The 19,609-nt window shown below is 55.1% G+C and carries 21 protein-coding genes; 10 read left to right on the top strand and 11 right to left on the bottom strand.

Features of this window, described 5'->3' with window-relative positions; all coding sequences use genetic code 11:
• Positions 1-400 precede the first annotated feature (400 nt).
• From nfsA to potI, 6 genes are all read left to right on the top strand, one after another.
• Entirely contained in the window at positions 401-1,123 is a 723-nt protein-coding gene (gene nfsA, locus BG55_RS19875; protein WP_034941271.1) for an oxygen-insensitive NADPH nitroreductase, read from the top strand.
• A gap of 263 nt (positions 1,124-1,386) precedes the next feature.
• The gene (locus BG55_RS19870) at positions 1,387-1,866 is read left to right on the top strand and encodes a YbjN domain-containing protein (protein ID WP_034941268.1); all 480 of its coding nucleotides are present in this window, start codon (positions 1,387-1,389) and stop codon (positions 1,864-1,866) included.
• 436 nt (positions 1,867-2,302) lie between these two features.
• Positions 2,303-3,412, top strand: a complete 1,110-nt coding sequence (gene potF / locus BG55_RS19865) for a spermidine/putrescine ABC transporter substrate-binding protein PotF (protein ID WP_034941361.1) — start codon at positions 2,303-2,305, stop codon at positions 3,410-3,412.
• Positions 3,413-3,659: 247 nt separating this feature from the next.
• On the top strand, positions 3,660-4,793 hold the full coding sequence (gene potG / locus BG55_RS19860; protein WP_152542867.1) for a putrescine ABC transporter ATP-binding subunit PotG: 1,134 nt from the start codon (positions 3,660-3,662) through the stop codon (positions 4,791-4,793).
• A gap of 10 nt (positions 4,794-4,803) precedes the next feature.
• Positions 4,804-5,766: a putrescine ABC transporter permease PotH gene (potH, locus tag BG55_RS19855; RefSeq protein WP_034941262.1), complete on the top strand. Its 963-nt coding sequence runs from the start codon at positions 4,804-4,806 to the stop codon at positions 5,764-5,766.
• On the top strand, positions 5,763-6,608 hold the full coding sequence (gene potI, locus BG55_RS19850) for a putrescine ABC transporter permease PotI (RefSeq protein WP_034941260.1): 846 nt from the start codon (positions 5,763-5,765) through the stop codon (positions 6,606-6,608). Before potH ends, potI begins: the two co-directional genes overlap by 4 nt.
• A gap of 145 nt (positions 6,609-6,753) precedes the next feature.
• On the opposite strand, the gene BG55_RS19845 is transcribed toward potI, so the two are convergent.
• The 3 genes from BG55_RS19845 to BG55_RS19835 are packed head-to-tail and all read right to left on the bottom strand — an operon-like array spanning position 6,754 to position 9,016.
• Positions 6,754-7,857 carry an amidohydrolase gene (locus tag BG55_RS19845; protein ID WP_034941256.1) on the bottom strand — a complete coding sequence of 368 codons (1,104 nt, stop codon included), beginning with the start codon at positions 7,855-7,857 and terminating at the stop codon, positions 6,754-6,756.
• Positions 7,858-7,881: 24 nt separating this feature from the next.
• A complete protein-coding gene (locus BG55_RS19840) occupies positions 7,882-8,355 on the bottom strand; it encodes a YjiG family protein (protein WP_034941254.1) in 474 nt (157 codons plus the stop codon).
• Positions 8,345-9,016, bottom strand: a complete 672-nt coding sequence (locus tag BG55_RS19835) for a nucleoside recognition domain-containing protein (protein WP_034941252.1) — start codon at positions 9,014-9,016, stop codon at positions 8,345-8,347. Before BG55_RS19835 ends, BG55_RS19840 begins: the two co-directional genes overlap by 11 nt.
• A 338-nt stretch (positions 9,017-9,354) precedes the next feature.
• Here BG55_RS19835 and BG55_RS19830 point away from each other — a divergent pair, with 338 nt between their 5' ends.
• Together BG55_RS19830 and rlmC are read left to right on the top strand one after the other, a co-directional pair.
• Complete coding sequence (locus BG55_RS19830) at positions 9,355-9,834, top strand: YbjO family protein (RefSeq protein WP_034941249.1); 480 nt, start codon at positions 9,355-9,357, stop codon at positions 9,832-9,834.
• Positions 9,835-9,883: 49 nt separating this feature from the next.
• A complete protein-coding gene (gene rlmC / locus BG55_RS19825) occupies positions 9,884-11,011 on the top strand; it encodes a 23S rRNA (uracil(747)-C(5))-methyltransferase RlmC (RefSeq protein WP_034941246.1) in 1,128 nt (375 codons plus the stop codon).
• Between the two features lie 3 nt (positions 11,012-11,014).
• On the opposite strand, the gene BG55_RS19820 is transcribed toward rlmC, so the two are convergent.
• From BG55_RS19820 to BG55_RS19795, 6 genes are all read right to left on the bottom strand, one after another.
• Complete coding sequence (locus BG55_RS19820) at positions 11,015-11,752, bottom strand: transporter substrate-binding domain-containing protein (RefSeq protein ID WP_034941243.1); 738 nt, start codon at positions 11,750-11,752, stop codon at positions 11,015-11,017.
• A gap of 130 nt (positions 11,753-11,882) precedes the next feature.
• Positions 11,883-12,551 (bottom strand): arginine ABC transporter permease ArtM, encoded by a 669-nt coding sequence (artM, locus tag BG55_RS19815; RefSeq protein ID WP_034941241.1) that lies wholly within the window; start codon positions 12,549-12,551, stop codon positions 11,883-11,885.
• On the bottom strand, positions 12,551-13,267 hold the full coding sequence (gene artQ, locus BG55_RS19810; protein ID WP_034941238.1) for an arginine ABC transporter permease ArtQ: 717 nt from the start codon (positions 13,265-13,267) through the stop codon (positions 12,551-12,553). Before artQ ends, artM begins: the two co-directional genes overlap by 1 nt.
• Positions 13,268-13,274: 7 nt before the next feature.
• Positions 13,275-14,006: an arginine ABC transporter substrate-binding protein gene (artJ, locus tag BG55_RS19805; RefSeq protein WP_034941234.1), complete on the bottom strand. Its 732-nt coding sequence runs from the start codon at positions 14,004-14,006 to the stop codon at positions 13,275-13,277.
• A 14-nt stretch (positions 14,007-14,020) separates the two neighbouring features.
• Complete coding sequence (gene artP, locus BG55_RS19800; protein ID WP_034941231.1) at positions 14,021-14,749, bottom strand: arginine ABC transporter ATP-binding protein ArtP; 729 nt, start codon at positions 14,747-14,749, stop codon at positions 14,021-14,023.
• 188 nt (positions 14,750-14,937) lie between these two features.
• Positions 14,938-15,480: a lipoprotein gene (locus tag BG55_RS19795; protein WP_034941228.1), complete on the bottom strand. Its 543-nt coding sequence runs from the start codon at positions 15,478-15,480 to the stop codon at positions 14,938-14,940.
• Between the two features lie 107 nt (positions 15,481-15,587).
• On the opposite strand from BG55_RS19795, the gene BG55_RS19790 reads away from it, so the two are divergent.
• Entirely contained in the window at positions 15,588-15,911 is a 324-nt protein-coding gene (locus BG55_RS19790) for a heavy metal-binding domain-containing protein (protein WP_034941224.1), read from the top strand.
• Positions 15,911-16,747, top strand: a complete 837-nt coding sequence (locus BG55_RS19785; protein ID WP_034941220.1) for an N-acetylmuramoyl-L-alanine amidase — start codon at positions 15,911-15,913, stop codon at positions 16,745-16,747. Before BG55_RS19790 ends, BG55_RS19785 begins: the two co-directional genes overlap by 1 nt.
• A 47-nt stretch (positions 16,748-16,794) precedes the next feature.
• Here BG55_RS19785 and ltaE read toward each other — a convergent pair whose 3' ends face one another.
• The gene (gene ltaE / locus BG55_RS19780) at positions 16,795-17,802 is read right to left on the bottom strand and encodes a low-specificity L-threonine aldolase (protein ID WP_034941218.1); all 1,008 of its coding nucleotides are present in this window, start codon (positions 17,800-17,802) and stop codon (positions 16,795-16,797) included.
• A gap of 61 nt (positions 17,803-17,863) precedes the next feature.
• Complete coding sequence (gene poxB / locus BG55_RS19775; protein WP_034941215.1) at positions 17,864-19,585, bottom strand: ubiquinone-dependent pyruvate dehydrogenase; 1,722 nt, start codon at positions 19,583-19,585, stop codon at positions 17,864-17,866.
• Positions 19,586-19,609: the final 24 nt, after the last annotated feature.

Below are 19,609 nucleotides of genomic sequence, written 5' to 3'. Positions count from 1 at the left end.
ATCATGCCCGCTTCACCGGGTGATGGGAAGAAGGATTTACCTGTTGATACGATTTGTTCATGCTATACCTTATCGCCGCAGCCGAATTATTGTGCCACATGCCACATGCCACATGCCACATGCCACATGGCACGGGCCACGGGCTGGGCTTCAGAGAACAGGTGAGAGAGCGGTATTAAGCAGCATGCCCTGCACAGGCCGCCCCCGGCGCTATTGTGAAACTTTCTTACCGCCTGCTGCACCAGATGCTACCCTTGCCAACGACATTTCCGGCACAGCGCTGATGACCCTGATGCTTTTTACTGCGGCCCTGATGCTGCCCGCAGTAAGTGGCAGATAGCGTCACTGATGCCGCCGGATTTTTTTGCCTGCGGCGACAAATTTTTTTCGGGAGATAAGCATGACCCCAACCATCGATTTACTTTGCTCACACCGTTCGATTCGCGCCTTTACCGACCAGCCGATCAGCGATGCCCAACGACAGGCGATCCTTGCCGCCGCGCAGTCCGCCTCCAGTTCCAGCTTTTTGCAATGCTCTTCGGTGATCCGTATTACTGACCGGGCGCTGCGCGATAAGCTGGCTGAACTGAGCGGTGGCCAGCACTATGTTGCTCAGGCGGCGGAATTCTGGGTGTTCTGTGCCGACTTTAATCGTCATCTGCACATTTGCCCACAGGCTCAGCTGGGGCTGGCAGAACAACTGCTGCTGGGCTGTGTTGATACCGCACTGATGGGCCAGAACGCCATGATCGCCGCCGAGTCCCTGGGGCTTGGCGGCGTATTTATTGGTGGTATCCGCAACGGTATCGCCGGGGTGACAGAACTGCTGGCATTGCCAAAATTTGTCCTGCCGCTGTTTGGCCTTTGTCTGGGCTGGCCCGCGCAGTCACCGCAACAAAAACCCCGTATGCCTGCGGCCATGATGATGCATGAAAATCGCTATCAGCCAGTTAATCAGCAGGTGCTGGACGATTACGACCGCCAGCAGGAAGAGTATTATCTGACGCGTGACAGCAACCCGCGTCGCGAAAGCTGGAGTGAGCACATCCGGAAAACCATTATCAAAGAGAGTCGGCCCTTCATGCTCGACTATCTGCATAAGCAGGGATGGGCAACGCGCTAAAGCCTCTTACCTGAGCGGCGATTCACCATCGGGCAACGCGGTCGTCTGACTGATATTGACGCCAGACGACCCGCTCTGACGAGGTTCAGACCCGCTCTCAGGCTGAAGCGGGTCGATACCGCCCTCAGTGCTGAATCAGCCGTTGTTGCCGGGACTCTGTCTGAAAAGGTCTGGTTGATGTCATATTTATGTCGCAGTCATGGTGTTTCGCAGCGTTTTTCCGTAAGCTAAGGCGCAATTTTAAGGCAGTATGAGAACATCACATGGATTCACTCGTCATCCCGGACATCGACCTGATTCGACGCTGGCTGGATCTGCAAAGTGTCACCTGGTTTGAGTGTGACACCTGTCAGGCACTCCACCTGCCACACATGCAAAACTTCGATGGCGTATTCGATGCCAAACTCGATCTGGTAGACAACGTTATTCTGTTCTCCGCACTGGCAGAAGTTAAACCTACCGCACTGATCCCTCTGGTGGGTGACCTGTCGCAAATCAACGCCAGCTCTCTGACGGTTAAAGCCTTTGTCGATATTCAGGATGATAATCTGCCGAAACTGATCGTCATGCAGTCACTGAGTGTGGCGGCAGGCGTGACTTATGGGCAGTTCGTTCATTTTCTTAAGCAGAGCGAAGAGCAGGTTTCGATGGTGGTGATGGAAGCCTTCGCCAACCACCTGTTGATGATGGGTGAAGATGACGAACGTAATGACTACGCTTTCCCTCATTCCATGCTGCACTAATTTTTTCTGCTGAAGCCTCCGGGTTGGCCTGCTGCCGACCTGGTTTATCCCGCAACGCGCGACACTCCCTTGCTGTTACCCTGAAGATTGTCTTTTTCCCCGCATTTTATGGTGTCATCACCCGTTTTTCTGCTGCTGTTAAGCGCTTTTTGCCGGATTTTCAGCGGCATTTACCTTATCTGAGGCGTATCACCCAGAGGCAAAGTGCATTAAAAATCGATAAAAGGCGTTTTTTACGGTCAAGGCTGGCCTGAGGTTAAGAGTGCGGCTATGCTTGCGTGGCTGCATTTTGCGTGCAACGTCGCCGTGGGTATAGGTTTTTTCTATTAACAGCATGATGAATAATCATTCATTGTTATAGCCATAACAGGGCCAGTGTGGAAAAAACCGGAGCCTGTGGATGCTGTGTATATCTCTTTTCGCGAGGATGGAAAACATGTTCAACCAACGTAAAAAATGGTTGTCAGCTGTGGTGGCTGGGGTGCTGATGGCGGTTTCCGCTGGTTCAACGGCTGCTGATAAGACGCTGCACGTTTATAACTGGTCTGATTATATTTCGCCGGACACGGTGCCGAATTTCGAAAAACAGTCGGGTATCAAGGTCGTTTATGACGTCTTTGATTCGAACGAAGTGCTGGAAGGCAAGCTGATGGCAGGGAGCACCGGTTATGATGTGGTGGTGCCGTCCTCCAGCTTTCTTGCCCGTCAGTTGCAGTCCGGTGTCTTCCAGCCGCTGGATAAAAGCAAGCTGCCTAACTACAAAAACCTCGATCCTGACCTGCTGAAAAAGCTGGAACAGCACGATCCGGGCAACAAATATGCCATCCCTTACCTGTGGGCGACCACCGGCATTGGCTACAACGTCGATAAAGTCAAAGCGGCACTGGGTAAAGATGCGCCGGTTAACAGCTGGGATCTGGTGCTGAAACCAGAAAACCTCGAAAAACTGAAAAGCTGCGGTGTTTCCTTCCTTGATGCGCCAGAAGAGATTTTTGCCACCGTGCTCAATTATCTCGGCAAAGATCCTAACAGCAGTGACGCAAAAGATTACTCTGGCGCGGCCACCGACCTGCTGTTGAAACTGCGTCCTTCTATTCGTTACTTCCATTCATCGCAGTACATTAACGATCTGGCTAACGGTAACACCTGCGTGGCGATTGGCTGGGCGGGAGATGTATTGCAGGCGAAGAACCGTGCATTACAGGCTAAAAATGGCGTGAACATTGCCTACAGCATCCCGAAAGAGGGGGCCCTGGCGTTCTTTGATATGCTGGCGATCCCGAAAGATGCCAAAAATGTCGATGAAGCCTATCAGTTCCTCAACTATCTGATGGAGCCGAAGGTGATTGCTGACGTTTCCAACAAAATGTTCTATGCCAACGGTAACAAGGCTTCCGTGCCTTTGATTAACGCTGACATTCGCAACAATCCGGCTATTTTCCCGACGCCAGATACCATGGCAAAACTGTTTGTGCTGAAAGTCCAGGATCCAAAACTGGATCGTGTGCGTACCCGTGCATGGACTAAAGTTAAAAGTGGCAAATAGCTGAACGGATCTTCTCCTGAGCGCAAGAAAACAGAGGCCGCCAGGCCTCTGTTTTCTTGCCTGCTGAACACCCTGTCCGGTGGCGACGGTTTCGGGAGAGGGCCGGCCTGATATGTGACAGAGTGGGCAATGATTCATTCTGCCAGCCTCTCACCGGGCGGCGAAGAGAGTCAGCGCCGCGTTCTGTGAAGCTGGATTTTTACTTTTTACGGCAAAGCCTGCTGTTACGTGCCGGAGAATTATGGACGTGAAAGATGCAATCCCCCGCCCTCAGACAAAAGTGGGCAAGGCATTAACGCCGCTGTTGGAAATCCGTAATCTGACCCGATCGTTTGACGGGCAGCACGCGGTTGATGACGTCAATCTGACTATCTATAAAGGTGAAATTTTTGCGCTGCTGGGGGCTTCGGGCTGCGGCAAATCGACACTGCTGCGGATGCTGGCCGGCTTTGAAACGCCAACCTCAGGACAGATTATGCTGGATGGTCAGGATCTTTCCAACGTGCCACCCTATCAGCGCCCCATCAATATGATGTTCCAGTCCTATGCCCTGTTCCCACACATGACGGTGGAGCAGAATATCGCCTTTGGACTGAAGCAGGACCGACTGCCAAAAGACGAAATCGCCAGTCGCGTGGCAGAAATGTTGACGCTGGTCTATATGCAGGAATACGCCAGACGCAAGCCGCACCAGCTTTCCGGCGGTCAGCGTCAGCGGGTAGCGCTGGCCCGCAGCCTGGCCAAGCGGCCCAAGCTGCTGTTGCTGGATGAGCCGATGGGCGCGCTGGATAAAAAGTTGCGCGACCGGATGCAGCTTGAAGTGGTCGATATTCTGGAGCGCGTTGGCGCGACCTGTGTGATGGTCACCCATGACCAGGAGGAAGCGATGACCATGGCAGGACGCATCGCCATTATGAATCGCGGCAAGTTTGTGCAGATTGGCGAGCCGGAAGAGATTTACGAACATCCGACCACGCGCTACAGCGCAGAATTTATCGGCTCGGTGAATCTTTTCGAAGGGTTACTGCGCGAACGTCAGTCGGATGGCCTGATTGTGGACAGTCCGGGACTTGTTCACCCGCTGAAAGTGGATTCCGATGCCTCGGTGACGGAGGGCGTTCCGGTTCACGTGGCGCTGCGCCCGGAAAAAGTGATGCTGTGTGAAGAGATCCCGGCTGACGGGTGTAATTTTGCCGTCGGGGAAGTCGCGCACATTGCCTACCTCGGCGATCTGTCGATTTATCATGTGCGGCTGCACAGCGGGCAGATGATCAGCGCGCAGTTACAAAATGGTCATCGCTTTCGCAATGGGACGCCCACCTGGGGAGACGAAGTGCGTCTCTGCTGGGATGCGGACAGCTGTGTGGTATTGACGGTGTAGTGGGGGAGTTATGAGCCAGCATTCTTTAAAGACCCGCAAACCACCCGGCGCGACGGCCGGTGTGTTGCAGGCCTGCATCCGGCGACTGCAAATGAAGTCGGGCCGCAAAATGGTGATTGCCTTACCTTATCTGTGGCTGGTACTGCTGTTCCTGCTGCCCTTTTTGATCGTGCTGAAAATCAGCCTGGCGGATATTGCCCGCGCGATCCCACCGTACACCGATTTGCTCAGCTGGGCCGATGGGCAACTGACGATGGTGGTTAATCTCGGCAACTATCTGACGCTCACCGACGATCCGTTGTATATCGATGCCTATCTGCACTCATTGCAGGTGGCGGCCATTTCCACGGTGATTTGCCTGCTGATTGGTTATCCGCTGGCGTGGGCGGTGGCGCACAGTTCCCCCTCTACCCGCAACATTCTGCTTTTGCTGGTAATACTTCCTTCCTGGACCTCCTTTCTGGTGCGGGTTTACGCCTGGATGGGGATCCTGAACGATAACGGTATCCTAAACCGTTTTCTGTTATGGACCGGCGTTGTCGATCATCCGTTGACCATCCTCTATACCAACGTGGCGGTCTATATCGGCATTGTGTACTGCTATCTGCCTTTTATGGTGCTGCCAATCTACACCGCGCTGACCCGCATTGACTATTCGCTGGTGGAAGCCTCGCTGGACCTGGGCGCGCGGCCATTAAAAACCTTCTTCAGCGTGATCGTGCCGCTGACCAAAGGCGGCATTATTGCCGGTTCCATGCTGGTGTTTATCCCGGCGGTTGGCGAGTATGTTATCCCGGAGCTGCTCGGTGGCCCCGACAGCATCATGATTGGCCGCGTGCTGTGGCAGGAATTCTTTAACAACCGTGACTGGCCGGTGGCCTCGGCGCTGGCGGTGATTATTTTGTTGATCCTGATCCTGCCGATCATCTGGTTTCATAAACATCAGAATAAAGAAATGGGGGAGAAGGAATGACCTCGTTACCCGTTGTGCGTTCGCCGTGGCGCATCGCCATCCTGGTGGTCTGCTTTTTCTTTCTGTACGCGCCGATGGCGTTGCTGGTGGTGTACTCCTTTAACTCATCACAGCTGGCCGCGTGGGAGAGTTTCTCCCTGCACTGGTACAGGGTGTTGTTCCATGATGGGGCGATGATCGGGGCGGTCACCCTCAGCCTGAGTATTGCCGCGCTGGCGGCAACGGCGGCCGTGGTGCTGGGCACCATTGCGGCGGTGGTAATCGTGCGATTTGGTCGTTTTAAAGGCTCGACCGGCTTCGCTTTTATGCTCACCGCGCCGCTGGTCATGCCGGATGTGATCACCGGCCTGTCGCTGCTGTTGCTGTTTGTGGCGATGGGCAATGCCTTTGGCTGGCCTGCCGATCGTGGCATGTTAACCATCTGGCTGGCCCATGTGACCTTTTGTACCGCTTATGTGGCGGTGGTGATCAATGCAAGACTGAGGGAGCTGGACCGCTCAATTGAAGAAGCGGCGATGGACCTGGGGGCGACCCCGCTGAAAGTGTTCTTTGTTATTACCGTGCCGATGATTGCCCCGGCGATTGTCACCGGTTGGCTGCTGGCCTTTACCCTGTCGCTGGATGACCTGGTGATTGCCAGCTTTGTCACCGGACCGGGCGCCACCACGCTGCCGATGCAGATTTTTGCTACCGTGCGGCGTGGCGTCAATCCGGAGATTAACGCGCTGGCGTCACTGATTCTGTTCGTGGTCGGTATCGTCGGGTTTATCGCCTGGCGGTTGATGGCGCATGAAGAGAAGCAGCGTCTGAAAGATATACAGAAGGCGCGGGGCGGACACTGAGGGATGAGCGGGGATATCCCGGGCGGTCAACTATCTGAAGCGGGGGCTGATTTGCTCGGGTGATAAAACAAATCAGACCCGCCCGCCAGGGCGGCTGCAACCACGCATGGCGTTGCCAGCCTCCCGGTTTACCCAGGCTGAGGCTTCAGCCCAGTACTTTCATCACGCAGCTTTTAAAAATACGCACCGCGACCGGCAGCGAGTTGAGATCAAAATGCATATCAGGGTGATGCAGGCCCGGTAGCAGGCCGGTACCCAAGCCCCAGAAACCGGCTTTGATTGTCGGACGTTGCACCACGTAGTGAAAAAAATCTTCACTACCCGGCGTGGTTCGCACTGGCATCACCGCATCTTCTCCCTGTACCTCTTTGATCGCCTCGCTAATCAGTGTGGTCATCTCATCACTGATTTCGGCGGCGGGCATCGCTTTCAGCTGGCTGATATCCGCCGTTGCGCCATAAGCCGCCACGCTATTGAGGATGGCGCGCTCGACTTTTTGCTGTAACACCAGCATATCTTCGTTTTCCGCCGCGCGAAGATCGAAGACCACCCGTGCTTCATCCGGCACCGAATTAGTTACTCCGGCATCACACAGAAAGCGGGTGGCTTTCGCACTCCAGCTTTTTCCGGGGGCCATGTGTATCGCATTGACCGCCTGGACGGCGCTGGCGGCGGCATCCAGCGCATTGATCCCAAGATGGGGACGGGCAGCGTGCGCGGTCTGTCCCCGTACCGTTGCTTCAAGGGTGACGCAGGCTGAATAGTAAACGGCAGGAATGGCGGTGCCGACCGCGCACTCTTCTGCCGGGCGCAGGTGGAAGCCAAGCAGCATATCAACGTCGTCAATTGCCCCACCGGCAGTCATTGCCAGCGCGCCAGTACCTAACTCTTCAGCGGGCTGAAAAATCAGCTTCAGGCATCCTTTCTTTACCGCACCTTCAGCAATCAACTCTTCGGCTGCCGTCAGCACTACCGAAGAGTGCGCATCGTGGCCGCACGTGTGACGTGCGCAGGCTTCACCATTAATCACATGGCCCAGCGCATCCATATCTGCACGCAATGCCAGCGTCGGTCCCGGAACGCCACTGTCCAGTATGGCAACCATTCCGGTGGTGTCATTTACCCCCTCCTGCACCTGATAACCGGCGGCGAGAAGCTGCTGGCTGATGTATGCCGAGGTCTTGAATTCCTGAAAACCCAGTTCCGGTATCTGATGCAGATAAGCGTAATGTTGCAAAACTTTTGACACGTTAAATTCTCCCTTCCACTCTTATCAGGCAATAAAGCGCATCACCAGCATGGCGATGATCGCGTTAAAAATGCTGGTCAGCATCAGCAGCGGCCAGTATTTTTTGGGCACGTCTGCCACGCCTAGCAGTCGCCCCATGTACTGTAACTGGGAACCCATCAGAAAGATCGCCGGGGCGAGTATGGTAATGTATTCACCGTTCAGAACACCTTTTGCCAGTAGACTGACCGCGACGCCAGTACCCGCCGAGGCTGACAGCCATGAGGTGAGTAGCACGGTGATGGCCTCGCCCGGCAGACCGAACAGACCCATAACCGGGGCGAAAATTTTGCCGATAAAAGCCATCACGCCAAGCAAATTCAACATCTCTGCAATGACATAAGCCATCAGCACATTAGGCATCAGGTTATAAATCGCAATGTGGAAACCTTTACGGGCACCAGTAACAAAAATATCGAAAGGATTGCGGGACAGCACCGCCTGCGATTTATTCTGCATCACGGAAATCTCCTTTATAAACGGTATTCAGTATCAGGCGGACCAGCGCTGCGCCGACAAATTTAAGTACAAACATCAGCAGTAATGGCACCAGCACCGGCAGCGAAAGGGAAACAAACAGCGCAGAGCCGATGGAAAAATAGTTATTGATTAGCCCTGCGCCGGAATATTGCCAGGCGGCCATAATAATCACATCTTTTTTGCTGACCTGTTTTTCATCGTACAGCTCTTTAGTTAATGCCGCGCCTGCGTCAGTACTTTGCAAATCGGTTATTAATGCCAGACCGGTACGCCCCGGAATGCCTAATAAAGGTCTGAGTAATGGCGTCAGTAATTTATGTGCTGCACGAATGGCACCGTAATGGGTGAAAATTTCCAGTACGCCCAGTGCCAGCATCACCGTTGGTACCAGCGACAGGGCAAATAAAAATCCGGCTTTTGCCCCGACGCCACCCGCACCGACAAAGGTACTGCTGGCGGCATCTTTCATGCTGCCAAATTTTCCGGCAAGAGTGGTAAAGTCAAAAGCCCCCAGCCATGAAAGACCGCCAGGGTTATAAAACAGGCCGGAAAAAAACAGGACAGCCATTATCAGTGCAATATAAGCTCCCGGTCCGGTGGCGTGATGTCCGGCATCCGCCGCGCGCTCTTTTTCAATCATATAAAACTCCCTGAATAATGCCGAAAGGTAATATTGTTGAGGAAAGGTTTCCATAAAGTGGAAATATTTCCCGAATTGCGCTAAAAATAGCATGCTGCTATTCCGTGGTGAGATTAGCAGATATCATGCCAGGGAAGAAAAATTAAGCGAACGTGCTGTGGAAAAAAGCAAAAAACCACCATCTGCTGTTTCAGTAATGAAATAAAAAATATCATTTCAACTCAGTGATAATTAACTATCCTGTTTTTTTTCCGCTGTGGCGGAAAATGGACAAGACAACCACAGGCTGGCGCAGTTGCACCATGCCGGAGCAAAAGCAGGTCAGGCAGGAGTAAACCATGTCAGAGGTGTTGAGAGAAGGTAAAGCGGTTCTGTCATCAACCTTATCTGTTCCGGTGCCGGTGCTGGTGGCAGGCGTCAGCATCATTGCTATCCGCTGCGTGGGCGTTGCGCTTCAGGTGCACGAGCTGGGCATCAATGAGCTGTTGCGCTTTGTGCATCGCAGCGCTCAGGCCTGGGATTCCACGCTGATTTTTATCGCCAGCCAGCTGCTGTTTTTCATTCAGTTACGCTGTGCGCTGGCGGTAATGCATGGCCGCAACTGGGCGCGCTGGGGTTATGCGCTGGCACAGCTGGTGGTGATGTTTTACCTCTCTGTCGCTTCAATGGGTTGGATCTATCCGGAACTGTTCAATATCAGCGGTAGCGGTCAGGGGATGCTTCTTCCCCGGCTGATTTCCGCTATGCTGCCCGATTTACTGGTGCTGTGTCTGCTGTTTATTCCTGCCAGCAGTCGGGAATTTTTTCGCCATCGCTGAAGACACAATGGTACAATCCTGGCCCGCTGTACCAACCACGGACCTCCACATGCATTGCTCCCTTTACGAAACTGACCGCTGTCGCTCCTGCCAGTGGCTGGCTGTGCCTTATCCCCGGCAGCTTGATGAGAAGCAGCATACGTTGCGCCAGCTGCTGGCCGGGCATCCGGCTGCGCAGTGGCTGCCACCGGTGACCTCTGCACAACAGCAGTTCCGCTATAAAGCAAAGATGGTGGTCAGCGGTAGCGTTGAACGGCCTGTTCTCGGCCTGATGCACCGTGACGGGCAACCGGTCGATCTCTGTGACTGCCCACTCTATCCGGAAAGTTTTGCCCACGTGTTTGCCCAACTTAAGCCGTTTATCGCCAGGGCCGGACTGACGCCGTATAACGTGGCGCGCAGACGCGGCGAGCTGAAGTTTATTCTGCTGACTGAAAGCAGCCACAGCGGTGAGCTGATGCTGCGTTTCGTTTTGCGCTCAAAAGAAAAACTGGCGCAGTTGACCCGTGCGCTGCCGGGTCTGCAACAGCAGCTGCCCCGTATCACTGTGGTTTCCGCCAATATCCAGCCGGTCCATATGGCCATTCTTGAAGGCGAAGAGGAGATTCCGCTGACGGAGAATCAGGCACTGGCCGAACAGTTGAACGATGTGCCGCTGTGGATACGTCCACGAAGTTTTTTTCAAACCAATCCACAGGTTGCGGCCTCACTTTATGCCACTGCCCGCCAGTGGGTGAGGGCGCTGGATGTCAGCAGTATGTGGGATCTCTTCTGCGGTGTCGGGGGTTTTGGCCTGCATTGCGCCAGTCAGGAAGTGCGCCTGACCGGTATTGAAATCAGCGCTGAAGCCATTGCCTGTGCGCAGCGTTCAGCGGCGGCGATGGGCAGGGAGCAGATGCGTTTTGCCGCGCTGGATTCCACCGCGTTTGCCACCTCTGAACAGGCCGCTCCCGAGCTGGTGCTGGTGAATCCGCCGCGTCGTGGAATTGGCGCGGAGCTTTGCCGCTGGCTGAGCACGATGTCGCCACAGTGGATCCTCTATTCCAGCTGCAACGCGCAAAGTCTGGCCTGTGATATTGCCTTGCTGAATGATTACCGGCTGGAAAAAGTGCAGCTGTTTGATATGTTTCCGCACACGGCGCACAGCGAAGTGCTGACCCTGTTGGTACGTCGCTGAGGGTCAGTTCGCCACACCCAGCCAGTGCTGGGTGAGCTGGCGCAGCGTGCCGTCATCTTTCAGGCTCTGCAATGCGCTGTTCAGCTGTTCCAGTAGCTGAGCGTCGCCTTTGCGGACCGCAATGCCCAGCCCCGAGCCAAAATAACGTTCGTCGGTAACTGGCTTACCCACCGAGGCAAGCTGCGAATTGGCTTTCAGCATTTGCTGTACCGCAGGGGTGTCACCAAAAATGGCATCCAGTCTGTTACTGCGCATATCCAGTAGCGCATTCTGGTAGTCGTCATACACCACCGGAATAATTTCCGGCCACGCCGATTGCAGATAGGCCTGCTGCGTGGTGTCCCCTCCCACACCCACACGTTTACCTTTTAGTTGGGTAAGATCGCTGTAGCGGTTTTTCATCGCGATAATGGTGCCGGAGTTAGCCAGGTAGGGGCGGGTAAAGTCCACCTGTTTCAGGCGTTCATCGGTAATATCCATACCGGCAATCACCGCATCGTAGCGACGAAATCTGAGGGATGGCAGCAGCAGATCAAAAGCGGTGTTGGTGAAAATACATTCGACCTGCATACGCTTACACAATCCTTTTGCCACATCTATATCAAATCCCACCATCTGGTTATCGTTGTTGAGGTATTCGAAGGGGGGATTGGCGGCGGTGGTGGCAAAGCGTAATGAACCGTTCGCCAGCGCGCTCATACTGAGAATGGCGAGTAACAGGGCCAGGAAAAGCTTGTGCATTACTTACCGTCCTTGCGGTTAACAGACAGGCTATTATGCCGGTCGGCAGCAGTGAGCTATCCGTTGATTAACCGCCAAAGAAGGGCTGTTTCCGAAAGATACCGGTAATGACAGGCACTACCGGTGTCGATCAGTGACGACGTTCGAACGCCAGAGCGCGGTGCTCAATCAGACGCATCAACAGCGTCAGCAGGCCGTTAACACAGAGATATATCAGCCCTGCGGCGGCAAACACCGTGACATCATAGGTTCTGCCATACAGCAGCTGACTGTTGCCCATCACCTCCATCAGGGTAATGGTGTAGGCCAGCGAGGTGCCTTTGAACACCAACACTACCTCATTGGACCAGGAGGAGAGCGCGCGTCTCAGGGCGTAGGGAAGCAGGATGCGCAGCGTGTCTTTGCGGTTCATCCCCAGTGCTGCGCAGGATTGCCACTGCCCGGACGGAATTGCCCGTACCGCACCATGAAAAAGCAGGGTGGTATAGGCCGCGCTGTTCAGTGACAGCGCCAGCAGTGCGCACAGCCAGGGCTGGGAAAGCAGATTCCACAGCCACGGCACTGACTGAATGGCGGGAAACTGCCCGGGGCCATAATAAATTAAAAAGATCTGCACCAGCAGCGGTGTGCCGGTGAACAGCGTGATATAACCGCGCACCAGCAGGCTGAGCACCGGCAGCTTCAGGGAGAGGATCACCGTGAGCAGCAGTGATAACAGCAAGGCCAGAACCAGCGCGGCGGCGGTCAGCGTCAGGCTGGTGTGAAGCCCTTTTAACAGATCGGGTAAATAAGCCAGCATCAGTCGCTTCCCCGCTCAAATCGTGTGGCTCTGGCATCAATCCGTTGCAGAATTTGCTGGCTCAGCAGCGTAATCAGCAAATAGATGGCGGCGGCAATCATGTACCAGGTGAAGGGTTCCTGAGTGCGCGTGGCAATGCTTTTAGTCTGAAGCATAATGTCATTGACGCTAATCAGAGAGACCAGTGCCGTATCTTTCAGCAGCACCAGCCACTGGTTGCCCAGTCCCGGTAAGGCATGACGCCACATTTGCGGCATGATCAGGCGAAAGAAAATCGTGCTCTTCTTCATGCCCAGCGCCTGGCCTGACTCCCACTGACCACCAGGCACCGCTTTCAGTGCGCCACGCAGCGTCTGTGAGGCGTAGGAAGCGTAGAGAATTGACAGGGCAATCACGCCGCAGAGAAACGGACTGACGTCAAAGTTCTGAATAGCCAGCTGTACCGGAATTTTCACCACGGCCAGATTGATAGTGAAACCATCTGAGAGCGTCAGCAGCAGCTGCGAGGCACCAAAATAGACAAACAGCACCACCAGAATTTCCGGCAGACCACGAAACAGAGTTACCAGGCCGGTGGCTATCCAGGCCAGCGGTCGCCAGCGCGCCGATTCCCAGGCAGCAAAAATCATCGCCAGCACCAGTCCGACCGTAAGGGCAGAAATGGCAAGGCCGACGGTCATCCCGGCGGCGCTTGCAAGAGGATAAAGTTCGTTCATTCAGAGATTACTGCTGGAACCATTTGTCATAGATTTTCTTCCAGGTGCCATCGGCTTTGACTTTATCCAGCGCGGTGTTGAACTGGTTTTGCAGCTCGCTGTTGCCCTGGCGAACGGCAATGCCCAGGCCGGTGCCGAAATAGGCTTTATCTGTCACTTTTTCGCCTACCGCTGCCAGATTTGCGTTCTGTTTCAGCCACTCATTCACCACGGCGGTGTCACCAAATACCGCATCAATACGGCCATTTTTCAGATCGAGGATGGCATTCTGATAGCTGTCGTAGGGCACGGTTTTAATGCCGGTCATTTTCTCGGTCAGGTATTTCTGGTGAGTGGTGCCGTTTTGCACGCCCACGCTTTTGCCTTTCAGCGCGTCTGTTGAGGTAATTTTACCTTTCTGCGCGATAAACAGGGCGGAGTTGTCGTAATAGGCTTTGCTGAACAGCACCTGCTTTTCCCGCTCAGGGGTGATGTCCATACCGGCCATTACCGCATCAAAGCGACGAAATTTCAGGCTGGGGATCAGGCTGTCAAAGGCCTGGTTGGTGAAAGTGCAGGTTGCATTCATTTCACGGCACAGCGCGTTAGCCAGATCCACATCAAAGCCCTGAATCTTGTTGTTTGCGTCAACAAATTCAAACGGAGGGTAGGAGGCTTCGGTGGCAAAACGAAGGGTCTGTGCAGCAGTTGCGCTCAGGCTTAAACCGGCCAGCAGTACGGCTAATACAACTTTTTTCATCATGATGTCCTGCATCAATGTGACAGATAATGGGCAAACGCATCGGTTTGCGGCTGTGTAAAGCAGCTGGCATCACCCTGTTCGACGATATACCCGTTTTCCATATACACCACGCGACTGGCGGTTTTACGCGCGACTTCGACCTCGTGGGTGACAATAACCTGGGTAATGCGCGTGTGGGCAAGCTCCTGAATAATTGCAACGATTTGAGCGGTGATCTCGGGGTCCAGCGCGGCGGTCGGTTCATCAAACAGCAGGACCGCCGGTTCCATCATCAGCGCCCTGGCGATGGCGACGCGCTGTTGCTGACCACCAGAAAGGTGAAGCGGGAAGCGATCGGCAAATTTGCTCAGGCGCAGGCGATCGAGCAGTTTGTCAGCCCTTGCATGGGCCTGTTCTTTGTCTAATCCAAGCACGCGACAGGGTGCTTCGATCAGGTTTTGCTTCACGGTCAGATGTGGCCAGAGATGATATTGCTGAAAGACCATGCCAACATTCTGCCGCAGCTCACGGATGGTGGCGTCAGAGGGGGGCTTACTAAAATCAAAATGGTGACCGGCAATCGCCAGCGTGCCGGAACGCGGCATCTCCAGCAGGTTAAGCACGCGCAGCAGTGAACTTTTTCCGGCACCGCTTGGGCCAAGCAGAACCAGCGTCTCCCCTTCGGGACACGCCAGCTGGATATCGAACAGCGCCTGATGGGCACCATAAAAGCAGTTGACAGCGTTAAGTTGAATACTCATGCGCAAAAGGTGAATAGCAATTGATGCTGCGAATCTTATCGTTGACGGCATGGTTATGCAATCATCGTCTCAAAAATTAGCAATTGCATGGCTGAAAAGCAAAATATCAGCACAAAATCGTAAGGATTGACGCTGGAAACAGCAGGGAGAAGCGGCTGAGGCCCGTGTGGCAGGCATCAGCCGGTGAATTATTTCAGCAGACGCTGGCTGAGCGAGCCGCCATCAAGATGGGGATTCGGGCTGAGGTAGCGCACATCGTCTACTGCCCAGCAGGTGCCTTCACGAACCATCAGCACTTCATCCTGCCATTCCTGCTTATTGTTGCCGTCACGGCTCAGAGTGACGCGCAGCGGGATATTGCGCGCATCGTGGTTGGGAATACTGGAAGCATCCGCGACGCTGGCCGAGGTTGGGCCTGCTGCCACGCTGGAAAACAGGTCACCCTGAGACAGGGCGGCTTCTTTTTTCGGTTCGCTTCCGGCTTTAAGCAGCGTTTGATACAGCCTGTCACTCAGATAAGGGCGGTATTTCGCCAGTTGTTGTGCGTCTGGCAGACCGGCCGTGGGTTGCTCTGTGCGCAAATCATAGAACTGCTGCGCGACAGAATCCGGACCGCCATCAGCGCAGGGACCCATTCGGGTACCGATATCCTTATAAGCGGGTTGAACCGTGGTACAGGCGCTCAGCAGCAGCGCCAGCGGAGTCAGGGCGACGATGGCCTGGAATTTCATCTTGATTTCCTTATTGTTTCTGGAAGGCATTTTTTAGCATAGAGTATAGCCGTTCTGCTTGACCGTAAGGGCGGGTTTCATCTGCACGATATTGAGGAGAAAGCGTAATGCAATTTTCAACCACTCCGGGCCTCGAAGGCCAGCCGATTATTGAATATTGTGGCGTGGTCACTGGCGAGGCGATTCTGGGAGCCAATATTTTTCGCGATTTTTTTGCCGGTATACGCGACATCGTTGGCGGGCGTTCTGGCGCATACGAGAAAGAGCTGCGCAAGGCGCGGCTGATTGCCTTTGCCGAACTGGAAGCGCAGGCCAGCGCGCTGGGGGCTGATGCGGTCGTGGGCATTGATATTGATTATGAAACGGTCGGCAAGGACAGCAGCATGCTGATGGTCAGCGTCAGCGGCACCGCCGTGAAAACCCGTCGCTGATGCGCCTGCTGCTTGCCGTGCTGTCAGTGCTTCTGCTAAGTGCCTGCGCCACTTCCGGCGTTGAGAAACATGATGGCTATCTGGTTGATACCCGCCATCCGGCATATGGTGCTAGGCCCCGGATTAGCATGCTGGTTTTGCACTATACCGCCGAAGATTTTCCCTCTGCGCTGGCGACACTGACTGACCGCGAGGTCAGCGCTCATTATCTTATCCCGGCGCGACCGGCGGAGAAGGCACGTCAGCCGGTGGTGTTCGGTCTGGTGCCGGAATCGCAGCTGGCGTGGCATGCTGGCAGCAGCTTCTGGCGTGGGGCAACCCGACTGAATGATACGTCTGTTGGCATTGAGCTGGAAAATCAGGGATATCAGCGTACCCGGCATGGGGTTGTCTGGTTTCCGTTCCCCGCCGGTCAGATGGCTGCGCTGCTGCCGCTGGCTCGTGATATCGTCAACCGCTATCACATCCCGCCGCAGAATGTGGTGGCACACAGTGACATTGCGCCGCAACGCAAGCAGGATCCCGGCCCGTTGTTTCCCTGGCAGTGGCTGGCAGAGCAGGGGATTGGGGCCTGGCCTGATGCGCCGCGCGTTCACTTTTTTCTCGCAGGCAGAGCGCCGCAACAGCTGACCGACAGCAATCTGTTAGTGGATTTGCTGGCCCGTTATGGTTACCAGGTGTCGTCAGAGATGGCCCCTGCACAGCAACAAAAAGTGATTGCCGCATTCCAGATGCATTTCCGACCGGCAGATTACCGGGGGCTGGCGGATGCAGAAACCGAGGCCATCGCCAGGGCGCTGCTGGAGAAATACGGCGGCGTAACACCTGCTGTCTGACGATCAAAAACCCGGCAACGGCCGGGTAATCTGGCAGCCCGGAATTGTTATGGCTGTGTGGCGAGGAAAGCCTGCCATTCGGCTACTAAGGTTTCCAGAGCCGGGCGAGGGACATCCAGATGGGTGACCAGCCGCGTCACCGCCCCGGTGCTGAGCCGAATCCCCTTCGCCTGCATCCAGTTTTTCAGCGGTGTCACCTGGTTTTCGGGCAGGCGAACGAACACCATATTGGTGTCCTGACGTGAAACATCCACCCCGCTGGCCTTTAGCTGCTGTGCCAGCCAGGCAGCGTTATCGTGATCCTCCTGCAAGCGGGCCACATTATTCTCCAGAGCATAAAGCCCGGCAGCGGCCAGGATGCCGGACTGACGCATTGCGCCACCGGTCATTTTGCGCCAGCGGCGGGCGCGCTGAATATAGTCGTGGCTGCCGCACAACAGTGAACCTACCGGCGTACCGAGGCCTTTTGACAGACAGATGGTCAGGGTATCGCAGTAGCGCGCCAGCGCCTCCAGACTGACACCCAGCGCCACGGCGGCATTGAAAATACGCGCACCGTCGACATGCAGCGCCAGTTTGTGCTCACGGGTGAACGCCCACGCCTGTTGCAGATAGTTCAGCGGCAACACTTTGCCGTTATGTGTATTTTCCAGGCTCAGCAGCCGGGTGATGGCAAAGTGAAAATCATCAGGCTTGATAAACTGCGCCACCACATCCAGCGGCAGCGTGCCGTCAGCGGCAGCCAGAATCGGCTGCGGCTGAATACTTCCCAGTACCGCCGCGCCACCCGCTTCATATTTATAGTTATGCGCCAGCTGGCCAACGATATATTCTTCGCCCCGTTGGCAGTGACAGAGCAGAGCAACCAGGTTAGCCTGGGTGCCGGTAGGTAAAAACAGGGCGGCTTCTTTACCACTGAGGCTGGCGGCTTTCGCCTCCAGTGCGTTTACCGTGGGATCATCACCGTAGACATCATCGCCGGTTTCTGCCGCCATCATTGCAGAGCGCATAGCCGCTCCGGGTTGGGTCACTGTGTCACTACGTAAATCGATCACTGCGGCGCTCCTGTGATGAAAACGGACGCCGAAGCGCCCTGAAGTAAGACCTCTGACCGTTTTACCGTAGCCAGTTTGTTTTTGCCAGCTCGACCACCTCGTCGCCTCGTCCATTGATAATGGCGCGCAGCATATAGAGGCTGAACCCTTTGGCCTGTTCCATTTTAATCTGTGGCGGCATCACCAGTTCTTCACTGGCGGTGACCACATCAATCAGCGCCGGGCCGTCATAATCCAGCGCCTGGCGGATGACATCGTCAAGCTCTGACGCTTTCTCCACGCGGAATCCTCTGACGCCACAGGCGGTGGCTATTTCAGCAAAGTTCGGATTTTCCAGCGCGGTGCCGTCGGTAAGATAGCCCCCTGCTTTCATCTCCATCGCCACAAAGCCCAGCACGCTGTTGTTGAATACCACCAGTTTTACCGGCAGTTTCAGCTGCGCGACAGAGAGGAAGTCGCCCATCAGCATAGTGAAGCCGCCGTCACCACACATCGCAATCACCTGACGCGCGCGGTCAGTTGACTGAGCGCCTAACGCCTGTGGCATGGCATTTGCCATCGACCCGTGGTTAAACGAACCCAGCAGGCGTCGTTTGCCGTTCATTTTCAGATAACGCGCGGCCCACACCGTTGGCGTACCAACATCGCAGGTGAAAATCGCGTCGGCGTCAGCGTGGTGACTGAGTTGCTGAGCCAGATATTGCGGATGAATCGCCTGCCTGTCGTTAGCGGTAGCCAGTTCATCCAGACCTTTGCGCGCATCAACATAATTTTCCAGCGCTTTATCGAGAAAATCCCGGTCTTGTTTGACCTCCAGCAGAGGCAACAGCGCCGTCAGCGTGGCCCGGATGTCACCCGTCAGCGCCATATCCACATGGCAATGTGCACCGAAGCTGCCGGGATCGAGATCGATCTGAATAATTCTGGCGTCGGCCGGATAAAACGCCCGGTAAGGAAAGCGCGTACCCAGCAGCACCAACGTGCTGGCATTCATCATGGCGTGGTAACCCGATGAGAAGCCAATCAGCCCGGTCATGCCCACGTCGTAAGGGTTGTCGTATTCGATATGCTCTTTGCCGCGCAGGGCATGAACCACAGGGGCTTTCAACGTTTGCGCCAGTTGCACCACTTCATCATGGGCACCGGCACAGCCGCTGCCGCACATCAGGGTGATCTTCTGCGATTCATTCAACAGCGAGGCCAGTTTTGCCAGCTCTCCGGAAGAGGGTTGGACCACCGGCAATTGCGGTGTATACCACGCAGCGGAAGCACCTTCCGGCGCGGCTTGCAGTGCCACATCACCGGGGAGTACCACTACCGATACCCCGCGATTGAGAATCGCTTTGCGCATGGCAATGCCGAGAACCTGAGGTAACTGTTCCGGATTGGACACCATTTCACAATAGTGGCTGCACTCCCTGAACAGCTCCTGCGGATGCGTCTCCTGGAAATAACCGCTGCCGATCTCGGCTGAGGGAATATGGGCGGCAATCGCCAGCACCGGCACATTGTTGCGGTGACAGTCAAACAGGCCGTTGATCAGGTGAAGGTTGCCCGGCCCGCAGGAACCGGCACATACCGCCAGTTTACCGCTGATTTGTGCCTCTGCTCCGGCGGCAAATGCGGCGACTTCCTCATGGCGGGTTGGCATCCATTCAATGGTGCCCATGCGGTTCAGGCTGTCGCTGAGACCATTAAGTGAGTCTCCGGTGACTCCCCAGATGCGCTCAACCCCGGCATTTTCTAACGTTTTTGCCACCAGCGCGGCTACGGTTTGTTTCATGTCTGCTCCTGATCTGCTTCAGTC

Origin of the sequence: Erwinia mallotivora (assembly GCF_000590885.1) — a bacterium.
GTDB lineage: Bacteria > Pseudomonadota > Gammaproteobacteria > Enterobacterales > Enterobacteriaceae > Erwinia > Erwinia mallotivora.
The sequence above is the reverse complement of the archived record's forward strand: the minus strand, read 5'-3'. Positions and strand labels throughout refer to the sequence as shown.

What these genes read in the sequence shown, in the direction of transcription:
- BG55_RS19790 (WP_034941224.1), top strand. Translation starts at nt 15,588, where the DNA reads ATGCAATTTTCAACCACTCCGGGCCTCGAAGGCCAGCCGATTATTGAA.
- artM (WP_034941241.1), bottom strand. Translation starts at nt 12,551, where the DNA reads ATGCTGGCTTATTTACCCGATCTGTTAAAAGGGCTTCACACCAGCCTG.
- BG55_RS19785 (WP_034941220.1), top strand. Translation starts at nt 15,911, where the DNA reads ATGCGCCTGCTGCTTGCCGTGCTGTCAGTGCTTCTGCTAAGTGCCTGC.
- potH (WP_034941262.1), top strand. Translation starts at nt 4,804, where the DNA reads ATGAGCCAGCATTCTTTAAAGACCCGCAAACCACCCGGCGCGACGGCC.
- BG55_RS19840 (WP_034941254.1), bottom strand. Translation starts at nt 8,355, where the DNA reads ATGCAGAATAAATCGCAGGCGGTGCTGTCCCGCAATCCTTTCGATATT.
- artQ (WP_034941238.1), bottom strand. Translation starts at nt 13,267, where the DNA reads ATGAACGAACTTTATCCTCTTGCAAGCGCCGCCGGGATGACCGTCGGC.
- BG55_RS19820 (WP_034941243.1), bottom strand. Translation starts at nt 11,752, where the DNA reads ATGCACAAGCTTTTCCTGGCCCTGTTACTCGCCATTCTCAGTATGAGC.
- potF (WP_034941361.1), top strand. Translation starts at nt 2,303, where the DNA reads ATGTTCAACCAACGTAAAAAATGGTTGTCAGCTGTGGTGGCTGGGGTG.
- BG55_RS19830 (WP_034941249.1), top strand. Translation starts at nt 9,355, where the DNA reads ATGTCAGAGGTGTTGAGAGAAGGTAAAGCGGTTCTGTCATCAACCTTA.
- BG55_RS19870 (WP_034941268.1), top strand. Translation starts at nt 1,387, where the DNA reads ATGGATTCACTCGTCATCCCGGACATCGACCTGATTCGACGCTGGCTG.
- artJ (WP_034941234.1), bottom strand. Translation starts at nt 14,006, where the DNA reads ATGAAAAAAGTTGTATTAGCCGTACTGCTGGCCGGTTTAAGCCTGAGC.
- poxB (WP_034941215.1), bottom strand. Translation starts at nt 19,585, where the DNA reads ATGAAACAAACCGTAGCCGCGCTGGTGGCAAAAACGTTAGAAAATGCC.
- rlmC (WP_034941246.1), top strand. Translation starts at nt 9,884, where the DNA reads ATGCATTGCTCCCTTTACGAAACTGACCGCTGTCGCTCCTGCCAGTGG.
- potI (WP_034941260.1), top strand. Translation starts at nt 5,763, where the DNA reads ATGACCTCGTTACCCGTTGTGCGTTCGCCGTGGCGCATCGCCATCCTG.
- nfsA (WP_034941271.1), top strand. Translation starts at nt 401, where the DNA reads ATGACCCCAACCATCGATTTACTTTGCTCACACCGTTCGATTCGCGCC.
- artP (WP_034941231.1), bottom strand. Translation starts at nt 14,749, where the DNA reads ATGAGTATTCAACTTAACGCTGTCAACTGCTTTTATGGTGCCCATCAG.
- BG55_RS19795 (WP_034941228.1), bottom strand. Translation starts at nt 15,480, where the DNA reads ATGAAATTCCAGGCCATCGTCGCCCTGACTCCGCTGGCGCTGCTGCTG.
- BG55_RS19835 (WP_034941252.1), bottom strand. Translation starts at nt 9,016, where the DNA reads ATGATTGAAAAAGAGCGCGCGGCGGATGCCGGACATCACGCCACCGGA.